This is a genomic window from Bacillus sp. NPDC094077 (genome assembly GCF_050279465.1).
In the GTDB taxonomy this organism is placed as follows: domain Bacteria; phylum Bacillota; class Bacilli; order Bacillales; family Bacillaceae_G; genus Bacillus_A.
Window position 1 is genome coordinate 202,072 of record NZ_JBNNUF010000006.1, and the last position, 10,717, is coordinate 212,788.

Sequence of the window (10,717 nt, forward strand, 5' to 3'; positions counted from 1 at the left end):
AAACACAAGGAAAACCCTCCTAACATCTTAATATTACAAAAAATAATTTTGTTTTATTGCAACTGCTTCCTTAAATATTTCATCATATAATTCATTCCATTAATGATATTGCGATGCGATTTTTTCACTCCAAATGTTCTTCATATAATCTAGTAATTTCTATTGCACGATCTCTTTCTTGTAATTGATGAGCCAAGCTTTCTACACCAAACACTTCTGTAAACGTATGGCTACCTACAATTAAGTTAATGCCTTTAAATTTCGCATGTTGCACTGTATATAATGTTTTTTCTCCTGTTATGTATGTGTCACAACCTTTTTCTAATGCTCGCTCAATCAAATTTGTATTATTTCCTGCACCGGTTAAAATTGCAATTCGTTTTACTGGTTTATCATGGTTCCTCCAGCTCTTCACTTTTTCTTCCATTCTCTCTTCAAGTTTTTCAACCAAGTTTGAAAATGGAATCGCTTCTTCATATTCTCCTATTCCCGGTAACTCTTCTTCCTCATACTTGGAGTATTCCAGTATTGTACCTATCCCAATTTCATGAAACAAAGACGTACACGTTCCGAACTTTACAAAATCTAACGGTAAATGAATCCAAAAGTGATTTATTTCATATTGTTTTAATTTCTCAATACAAGCCTCTTCCATGCCAAATAAAAAACTCCAAGGAGCATGATGTGTAACTATCATATCGACTCCATTTTTATATGCTTCCTCAATCGTCTCTAGCGTCAGATTAGTTGTGTAACCTATTTTGTGAAATTCCTCTTTACTAATATGAGTAAAACCATATTCATCATCTCCATATTTATGAAGATGCTCTTCAAATAGTAATGTTATATGCTCTTTAAACTGTGTTATATTCATTTTTATTTCTCCTTTCATTTACTTTTATATTTCAAAAATAAGGAAATACTAAATAACAATGTTACATACGTATAGGAGGACAAATATGAAACCTGAATTTTTAAAAGCTGTACATGATGCAATCGGAAACGTCGAACACATTCATATAGAAGAAAGTGGTGTAGACAGTTTAATTATTCATCATGATGACGCACAACAATTAAAACAAGTTGCTGAAACGTTAGAAAATAATAATTTCCGCTCCGCTTTAAGAACAACGGGAGATGCTTCGTATATTGAAGTGTTGAACAGATAAGAAACAGTCCCAGCTATATGCTGGGCTTCATTCTTCTATATTGAAATTTCAAAATTTTTTACGTGCACTGCAGTCCCTGCAATATCTATTTGTAGACTATCATTTTCTATATCTTTTGTTACATACACCGTTACACGACCATCTTTATTTATTTCTTGCCCTTGCTCAACAATTAACTTCAATTCATGATCAAAGTCCTTATTCAAATACATCGCATAATACGCTCCCATTACTCCTGAAGCAGTCCCTGTCACTGGATCTTCGACCGTTCCAGCATTAGCTGATGAAAAATGACGACCGTGCATTTGCACTTGTTCATCATAAGTTTCTAAACAAACTGGATGAATAGAAGCCTTTGGTACTTCTTTTAAAACCGATGGAAATACATCATTATTAGGTTTCATTCTCTCACATGCATCAAGATTTTTAATAGGTACAATCACAGTCCAATTACCCGTACTTCCATATACAATTGGTAAACTTACATCTAAATCGTTTACCTCCAAACCAATACTATGAGCTAATTCTTCTTTTGAACCTGTAAAATCTTTAAACTTAGGTTTTGCTTGTCTCATTTTAATAAAGCTTTCTCCAGTTTCATTTACAGCTATTTGTATTGGTAAAATCCCTGCCTTCGTTTCAATCGTAAGATTTGTTTTCTCTTCTAATAAACCTCTTTCACGCAAGGCATATATAGCCCCAACTGTCCCATGGCCGCATAAATCCATTTCATAACCAGGCGTAAAATAGCGCATTCTTATATCTGCTACTTCTGAAGAAAGAACGAAAGATGTTTCGTTAAATCCAACTTTTTTAGCAATACGCTGCATTTCCTCTTCCGTTAATCCATCTGCCTCTAATACAATACCTGCTGGATTTCCCTTATTCGGTTTATTCGTAAATGCATCGTAATGAAGTACGTTTATGTTTTTCATTTTCTTATCCCCTAACCTTCTTCAAACTTTCCAATTGTTATTACATACAGCAAACCATTTCATAATTCTCACGAAAATCCAAATAGATTTTGAAAACTTGTAAAGTCGTACTTTACCACTTTAACTCGCCTACCCCCGGTTCAATAAACTTCCCTGAAACGTCCTCATTTGAATCTATTACCCAATCATATATATTTTGAGCTCCTTCAGCAGGAGTCATATCCGCATCAAAAGCACCGATTTCAGTCTTTAGTTTTCCAGGATGAATTGCGGTTACACGAATTCCTTTATCCGCAAACTCTTGTTGTAAACAGAGTGTTAACATGTTTTGTGCAGCTTTCGCAATTCGATATGAATATGAGAACTGCCCTTGTGGAAATTCTTTTCCGGACATTTTATGTAAAGATCCTAAACGAGAGGATACGTTTATAATTCTCGGATGGTTTGATTTAGTTAAAGCCGAATACGTACCTTTTATTGCTCGAATAACACCTAAACAATGAACGTTAAATAGTCCCATTAACTCTTCTGAATTTGTATGTAAAACCTCAGTCTCCTTTCCAGGAATTCCAGCGTTATTTATAACTAGATCAATATACTCTGTATACTCCTCAACCTGCTTCTTAATACACTCAGTACTCTCATCATCTGACAAGTCTGCTAATACAGGGAAACATCTAGAAGTAAAAACCTTATTCAATTGCTCTATCGCCTTCCTATTTCTAACTAGCGGGTAAACAATATGTCCATTTTCATGAAATACTTTTACTAACTGTAACCCTAATCCACGATTTCCACCTGTAATAAATACCTTCATTTATCCATCTCCTTATTTTTATAATAAATAAGAAAATCTGCCCACTTACCATTCCCCAAAGAAAACGCCACTCTCTTACATTCAAAAGTAAATCCCGCTCTTTCCGCCAAACGAACGGATGGCTCATTATCAATATGTATATGTAATTCAATTCTATGAAAATAAAGGTTATTAAAAAATAACGACAGCGCAGCTTTTACACTTTCTACTCCGTATCCATTTTTCCAATATTGATTATGAATAGAGTAGCCCATCATTGCCCATTGATAATCCATACGTAAAATTTTTATAAGCTCTAGCTTTCCGATATTGGCACCATCTTCTTTTCGAAAAATGCCTAATACGTACATCTCATCTCGATGTGCTGTTTCATCAAAACCTCTTATCCATTCCGTGAACCATTCTTTTGTTGATGATGCCATAACTTGGTAGCCATCGTCATATTTATATTGAGATGGTAACCTCTTATTGAATCCATCTATCCAACTTTCATAATCATCTTTTTGGAACGGACGGATAATGAGTCTCTCTGTCTCTACTTCTAATAACGGTAGCTTCATTTACATCTCATCCTTTGATTATTAATTGAATATTCTTTATCATCTTACACAAAATACAAAATCTAGTAAATTATTATGTTTTTTATAAACAAAAATCCAGTTATGCTTACTGCATAACTGGATTCCTCATTATTTGATAACTTTTTTATTTTGCAAGAAAAGTACCCCTTAATTCCCTCTTCAACACTTTCCCTAAAGCATTTTTCGGTAACTCTTCCATGAATACAACTTCTGGTATTTTATAACTTGCCAGTTTTTCTTTACAATGCTGAATAATTTCTTCTTCTGTTAAAGATGTTTGAATATCTGTTACAATGTAAGCTGTTGGAATCTCCCCCCAAAAATCATTTGGAATTCCAACTACTGCAACTTCTAAAACACCATTTATTTCATGAATTACATCTTCTACTTGATCTGGATATACATTGTCACCACCGCGTACGATAACGTCTTTATATCTTCCCATAATATGTAGGAATCCATCGTCATCTATCATGCCAGCATCACCCATGTTAAACCAATTATCTTTTACCACCTTCTTTGTCGCCTTTTCATTATTCCAATATCCTTTAAACATATATGGACTTCTTACGTGAATCTCTCCAACTTCATTTGTTGGTAGTTCATCACCTGTTTCTGGATGAACAATTTTTAACTCTACATGTTTAAGAGTTTTCCCTACAGAAGACATCTTTTCTTTTCCCATCATTGGATGCCATGAGGTTACAATCCAACCTTCTGTACTACCATAACCTTGCACCATGTATATTCCTTTTTCCATATATTTTTGAATGAGTGTTTCTGGCACTTTTGTGCCACCGCTTTGTGCTACTTTAAAGGTTGAAATGTTACGCTCTTTTTTATTTATTTCATCAAGCATGTAACTATAAACAGCCGGGAATGCAAGCATCGTAGTAATTTTCTCTTCTTCGATCTTATCCCAAATTAGAGTAGGGTTCGAATCAGCTAAGAATATCATCGTAACACCATGGTAAATGCAATTTAAAATAGAAAGCACCCCACTCATATGAAACAATGGATGCACTGATAAAAAGCGTTCACCTGCTGGAATTTCTCTTTGCCCCGCAATCTCAGTAAAATAATAATGTAAGTTTTTATGACCAATTACACATGCTTTTGCCTGTCCAGTCGTTCCTGAAGTAAATAAGTAAATCGCATCATCATCTTCATGAACTTCTACGTTCGGCTCTGTAATTGGCTGTTCTTGTAATTTTAATTCAAATGAACCAAAACCTTCTTTTGTCGTTTTAATTACATAAGGAATTTCTTTAACTGTATCAATCTTTAATAAAACTTCACTAAATTCATTATCAATAACTAATACTTTTAATTTTGCTTCTTTTACAATCGTTTCTAATTCATAAACAGTAAGCTGATGATTTAGCGGAATAAATACCGCACCAATTTTTAAGCTTGCCATCATAACGCTTGGAAACGGGTGATTATTTTTGCATAGGATTCCTATACGATCCCCTCTTTGCACACCGTTATGTAACAAATAATGTGCAAGCTGATTTACTCGTTCATTATACTGCTGAAACGAATACCTTTTCTCTCCTCCTACAAGCGCTTCCAAATTCGGTGATTGCATTGCTCTTTTTTGTAATAATTGTCGCATCGTTCTCAAGTAAAACTCCCCTTTATATATGTTAGGATTTTTATTTTACCAGATTAACTATTAATTTACTAAAGATTATACTTAGTGAATATAAAATAAATAAAAAATAGCCATCTACTAAACAAGTAAATGGCTATTTCTCTTTATATATTAGAATATTTCTTGTTCATAACATATTGCACATACTCAGGTGCACTTTTATTAATTTCTTCATCACTTAACTTGTACTCTGCACCATATAAATAAAATGAAGGTATAAATTCCATACCTGTATATAGGCATGTAGCGTGAAATGGTTTCGTCAACTCATCCATTGTGATTCCGCTATTTTTATAGTCTTTTTCTAATCCACCTATAGAAATAGCTATACCAAATTCTTTCCCCTTTACTTTATCCCCTTTTGATCCGTAAGCAAATCCATATGTTAATACATCGTCAAACCATTTTTTTAATAATGGTGGTGTACTGTACCAGTAGAGTGGAAATTGAAATATATATCTGTCGTGTTCTACTAACAGCTTTTGTTCCTCTTCAACATTAAACTCCCAATTTGGTGCCACTTTATATAGTTCATGCACCGTAATTTCATCCGAATGTTTCTCAAGTTCTTCTACCCATCTTTTATTAATTCGAGACTTTTCAATATCAGGATGTGCTACAATTACAAGTGTTTTCATATATTTTCTTCCCCCTTATAAATAATTCAAACCCTTTAGTCTTAGTATGAATGAGTTACATATAATTGAAAAGTACGTACTTTGAAGTACTATAGGAACCTTGAAGTACCTTTGGAGGTGTTATATGAATCAAAATGATGACTGTCCAATTGCAACGACACTCGATGTAATCGGCGGAAAATGGAAAGTTCATATTTTATGTGTGTTGATGGATGGAAGAATGCGAACAAATGAAATCAAACGAGAAATTCCAAACATTACACAAAAAGTTCTTACACAACAACTTCGGCAACTTGAAGCTGATGGGATTATCCATCGTACCGTATATCAAGAAGTACCACCAAAGGTTGAGTACACAATAAGTGAATACGGAAAATCTTTAATGCAAATTATGGATGAACTATTTGAATGGGGGAAAGATCATCAGATGAAAAGATTAAATGACTAAAAGAACCCTACCTACTTTGTTACATCTTCTATGCAAATAATTCTTTTGAAATTTTGTAATCGGAGTATCGTCACATAACTATTAAGTTAAGAAAATAGATTACCCCCAAAATGAGCTTCTTTGTTATAAAAGACAAAAAGTTTCCGTTTTTGGGGGCACTATAAAATTTTAGCTTGATACCGATGTATTACTACCCTAATATCACTATGAAGCTAACAAAACGCTGAATTCTCAAAAGAACTAACTGTAGGGAAGGAAAATTACATATTCTTATAAATATAGCTCTTGTTTAAGAGTCTTAAAAATTATAACCACAGAATTACTTTCGTATCCTCTTCTTAATTTTGAAGTCTAGAAAGTCAGCATTTAAACTAAACTTGCTAATATCGCCTTTGTACGATTGTCCGTTACCTCATAATAAATTTCTAATCCTTTTCGAGTACCTGTTACGATTTTAGCAGCCTTTAGTTTGGATAAATGTTGACTAATTGTACTTTGGGGCATTTGTAAATTCCCATACATTGTTGTTACATTCGTAGCACCTTTTGCAAGCATTATTTTTACTAAGGATAGACGGACAGGATGTGCCAATACCTTTAATACTTCAGCGATTTCTGCATACATTTCTTTTTTTTCTTTCATGTTTATTTCTCCCCTTTTATATAAATATTAATGATATCCATATATATAATTCGAAAGCATATACGTTTTTGTGTCCGTCATTTTTAAAAAAATATAAAAAAACATTAGTCCGAAAATAAAGGAGTGTCTTAACATAACGTCTCACGATCAGTAATGAATAGAAATTTCGTTATGGAAGCAGAAGGTTTTATGTTACTACTCTATATTCAACTAACTAAAATCAATGAAAAAGAGAGCAGATAATCAGCTCTCTTATGATGCCTCCTTATGTTCCGTGGAATGTTTAACACTCCCCATTCTCTTTAGTTTATTCCACCCTACTGCTACTCCTCGAATCGATGAGAATATAGATTTAATGACAACATAAGTCATAAATTGACGATAAATAAAGCGTTGTAAAATTAGCCATGCTAATGGTTTGGGATTCTCTTTCTCTAATCTAAATGCAAATAGTGAAGCGAGAAGATCTATGACAAAGAATACAAGATAAAATCCTAATACTTTTAGCGGATTGCTACCAAATAACCCCATAATCATTAATATATCTGCTAAAGGAGCAATGAATTGCAAAACATATTGGAATAACCACATATTGGGCAATGCAATAAACCCTAATGTTTTATGTTTTGAATGAAACAACGCTTTTCGATGCTTCCAAAGACATTGGAGTGTACCATATGACCAACGATATCTTTGTTTAATGAGACTTTTCACATCTTCAGGTGATTCCGTAAAAGCATATGCTTTTTCTTCATATACAATTCTATGTCCTTGACGTAAAAACGTTATAGTAAGATCCGTATCTTCTGCTAATGTATCTTCACTTAAACATCCAGCTTCAACTACATTCTGCTTACGCCATGCTCCAATAGCTCCAGGAACTACTGTAATACAATTTAATTCATCAAAAGCTCTGCGTTCTAAATTAAATCCTGTAATATACTCAACATGTTGCCAAGCAGTCAATAAATTCCGTCTATTTCCGACTTTAACATTCCCTGAAACTGCCGCTACATTATGATCTTCAAAGTGTCTAATCATTAGAGAAATAGCGTCTTGCGCAATAATAGTATCCGCATCTAAAGTGACAATGATTTCTCCTCGTGATTGCTGAAACCCTAAGTTCATTGCCGATGATTTCCCTCCGTTTTCTTTCTGAATTAAACGGACTTTAGGGTGCTTATAAAATGTTTCTTGCAGTACTTTTGACGTACCATCTTTCGATCCGTCATCCACAACAATAACTTCAAACTCTCTATAATTACTATCCAAAATTGAGCGAATCGTCTTTGCTATTACCTTTTCTTCATTATATGCTGCTATGACAACAGTAACGAAAGGTTGATAAAAAGAATTAGTAAATAAGCGAGCGCTTACTTTCTTTTTCTGCTTGCATGCAAAATAAAGTAAAAATAAGAATCGGAAAATACCTAATCCAATAGCAATATAAAAAATAGTTGTTAATATATGCTTTGCATATCCCGCTCCTGAAAAGACAGCTTTATTGTAAAGTAAATATTGCTTACCCTCAGAAGAAACAGGAGGCATAACTTCCTCTCGTTCTTTATTCATTAAATCTGAAATTGTTACAAAACTATATCCATGCTTTTTAAGGTCTTTAATTATGATCGGCAGCGCCTCTACCGTATGGGTACGATCCCCTCCTGCATCATGAAGAAGAATAATATTTCCCTCTCCCTTATAAATGGGGGTAAGTGTACGCTTTACCAATTCATTTGCTGATGGTGTCGCCCAGTCCTCAGGATCAACTTTTTCTGCCACCATTGTATAGTTCATATTTTGCGCACGCAAAATAGGCATTATTTCATTTGATGAATCTGGATTAGCATCCGCTTCATATGGTGGTCTAAATAAAACAGTAGAATGTCCAGTTATTTCTTGAATTAGACGTTGCGTTGTATTCAGCTCTACTTTTGTTCGTAGTAAAGACGTATTAGCTACGTTAGGATGCTTGAAGGTGTGATTGCCAATTTCATGTCCTTCATCATATATTCTTTTCACAATACCAGCATTTAGTTGAGCGTTTTCACCAAGTACAAAAAAAGCTGCTTTTATATTATTCTCTTTTAATATATCTAGAATTTCCGGTGTGTATTTCGGATCTGGTCCATCATCAAATGTTAATACTACTTGTTTTCCTTTTGGTTTTCCATAGCGTTGCACGTCGTATGCAGATGGTAATGATTGATATACTTCCTCTGTCAGATAACTATTTTTACCCACTTTATAATCTCTTAATCCATTTTGTCTTTCATTCTCAATCTGTAAAATTTCGCCTTGTCCTGAATAATTCACTTCATCTAAACTAGCAATGTTATGTAATGCATCAGGATTATTTTGTACCTCAATAGGATTTTTTAAAACTTTCCATATAGTAGGATCTTCTGCTCCTAATCTCCATAATGCAAACCCCTTTGCATTGTTGTTCATTGCGATTTTCACTTGATTATAAAGAGTAACACCATCTAAGAACCAAGCAGTATGTTCTTTCCCTTCTGTTTTATACCTAAAATAAGGGTTTCCACTCATCTTATCCCATTGAATTTTTATATTTGAATCGTGAGCCATTGCCATCACTTCTGAAAAAGTTAAAGACTTCGCAGCTTCTTTACTATTTACTTCCCAATCATATCCATAGTTACCGAAAGCGACTATAAGTTTCTCAGACGGTATATCTAGTTCATTGAGCGTATGTTCGAACCATTTATTTGAAGCAATTGGTCCTGGTGCCCCTGCGCCATAGTGCTCGTCATACATCATTACGATCATTCGATCTATTACTTTGGCTAACGTACCATAATCAAAAGCTTTATCATTAGCAGGGACATCTTGCGTAACGAGCAAATGATGTTTATGAAAGACCATAGTAAGTTCCTGCATGAATTTTATTAAGTTTTCTCTATCGCTCTCGGGTATTGCCTCAAAGTCAATATTAATACCCGAAAATCGATTCTTTTCAACTTGATTTACTAAATTATTAATAAACTTTGTCTTTACATCATCTGGGGAATTCAGTAACTTATGAACAACTCCACTATCAGGACCCGAAGCTTCCTTTGTATAGTTAGTAAGTAAAGGCATAATTTTCACATGATTTTTTTCTGCTAACTTTACTATCTGAGGTTTTATCTCACTACTAATTGTTAAGTCTGCTTGTAAGTGATACCATTCTGGTACTAATGTGGTTAATGAATCGATATTTTCTTTTAAAGAAGCGGTACTGTTTTCATCCCAGTTTACATAAAAACCATAAACTTCTTTAGGGTTTTTACTATCGTTCGACGAATTAACCAAATTTTTGTTATCCTTCGTTCCGGTATTTGGTTTGAATTCTTCCTTCTTTAACTGCTGATCACTAAGTTTTTGATTAATAGGTACAAGTTTATTATCTTGTTGTACAGCGGTATTCATATTTGGAATTTCTGGCGTTGAAAAAATACTTTGAAAGAAAAAATAAAATACAATACTTAAGCTAACTATTGAGATACATAGCAACCAACTAAAAGCTATGTTTCTTCTTCCTTTAGGATCATAAAAAACAGGTTTTGCTTTATCTTTCTCTTGTTGAATTTTTTTCTTCATTATATTTTTTACATACTCCTTCTTAATAGAAATATAGAATAATAAACCCTTTTAGCTTTGAAATGAATCTCCCACTTCCATTTTCTATGTATTCTTCTTTTCATTCCCTTGCTGAGGGCCTCTATTTTCTTGCTGAGACCCCCTACCGTTGTTCCCTTGTTGATTTTCATTATTTCCTTGCTGAGACCCCCTACCGTTGTTCCCTTGTTGATTTTCATTATTTACTT

General features: G+C 33.7%; 10 protein-coding genes. 2 read left to right on the forward strand and 8 right to left on the reverse strand.

Features of this window, described 5'->3' with window-relative positions; genetic code table 11:
• Positions 1–124 precede the first annotated feature (124 nt).
• Positions 125–874: a Nif3-like dinuclear metal center hexameric protein gene (locus ACQKNR_RS17115; RefSeq protein WP_427318946.1), complete on the reverse strand. Its 750-nt coding sequence runs from the start codon at positions 872–874 to the stop codon at positions 125–127.
• Positions 875–959: 85 nt separating this feature from the next.
• Here ACQKNR_RS17115 and ACQKNR_RS17120 point away from each other — a divergent pair, with 85 nt between their 5' ends.
• Positions 960–1,169: a hypothetical protein gene (locus tag ACQKNR_RS17120; RefSeq protein ID WP_427318948.1), complete on the forward strand. Its 210-nt coding sequence runs from the start codon at positions 960–962 to the stop codon at positions 1,167–1,169.
• Between the two features lie 35 nt (positions 1,170–1,204).
• Here ACQKNR_RS17120 and ACQKNR_RS17125 read toward each other — a convergent pair whose 3' ends face one another.
• The 5 genes from ACQKNR_RS17125 to ACQKNR_RS17145 form a co-directional block, all read right to left on the reverse strand.
• Positions 1,205–2,104: a PhzF family phenazine biosynthesis protein gene (locus ACQKNR_RS17125; protein WP_427318950.1), complete on the reverse strand. Its 900-nt coding sequence runs from the start codon at positions 2,102–2,104 to the stop codon at positions 1,205–1,207.
• Between the two features lie 112 nt (positions 2,105–2,216).
• A complete protein-coding gene (locus tag ACQKNR_RS17130; RefSeq protein WP_427318952.1) occupies positions 2,217–2,921 on the reverse strand; it encodes an SDR family NAD(P)-dependent oxidoreductase in 705 nt (234 codons plus the stop codon).
• Positions 2,918–3,481, reverse strand: a complete 564-nt coding sequence (locus ACQKNR_RS17135; RefSeq protein ID WP_427318954.1) for a GNAT family N-acetyltransferase — start codon at positions 3,479–3,481, stop codon at positions 2,918–2,920. Before ACQKNR_RS17135 ends, ACQKNR_RS17130 begins: the two co-directional genes overlap by 4 nt.
• Before the next feature lie 145 nt (positions 3,482–3,626).
• Positions 3,627–5,129, reverse strand: a complete 1,503-nt coding sequence (locus tag ACQKNR_RS17140) for a class I adenylate-forming enzyme family protein (protein WP_427318956.1) — start codon at positions 5,127–5,129, stop codon at positions 3,627–3,629.
• A gap of 134 nt (positions 5,130–5,263) precedes the next feature.
• Positions 5,264–5,797 carry an NAD(P)H-dependent oxidoreductase gene (locus tag ACQKNR_RS17145; RefSeq protein ID WP_427318958.1) on the reverse strand — a complete coding sequence of 178 codons (534 nt, stop codon included), beginning with the start codon at positions 5,795–5,797 and terminating at the stop codon, positions 5,264–5,266.
• 124 nt (positions 5,798–5,921) lie between these two features.
• Between ACQKNR_RS17145 and ACQKNR_RS17150 the strand changes: the two genes are divergently transcribed.
• Positions 5,922–6,245 carry a winged helix-turn-helix transcriptional regulator gene (locus tag ACQKNR_RS17150; RefSeq protein ID WP_427318959.1) on the forward strand — a complete coding sequence of 108 codons (324 nt, stop codon included), beginning with the start codon at positions 5,922–5,924 and terminating at the stop codon, positions 6,243–6,245.
• A gap of 366 nt (positions 6,246–6,611) precedes the next feature.
• Here the strand turns inward: ACQKNR_RS17150 and ACQKNR_RS17155 are convergent, their stop codons facing one another.
• A complete protein-coding gene (locus ACQKNR_RS17155; protein ID WP_427318961.1) occupies positions 6,612–6,887 on the reverse strand; it encodes an ArsR/SmtB family transcription factor in 276 nt (91 codons plus the stop codon).
• Between the two features lie 252 nt (positions 6,888–7,139).
• Positions 7,140–10,490, reverse strand: a complete 3,351-nt coding sequence (locus tag ACQKNR_RS17160; protein WP_427318963.1) for a glycosyltransferase — start codon at positions 10,488–10,490, stop codon at positions 7,140–7,142.
• Positions 10,491–10,717: the final 227 nt, after the last annotated feature.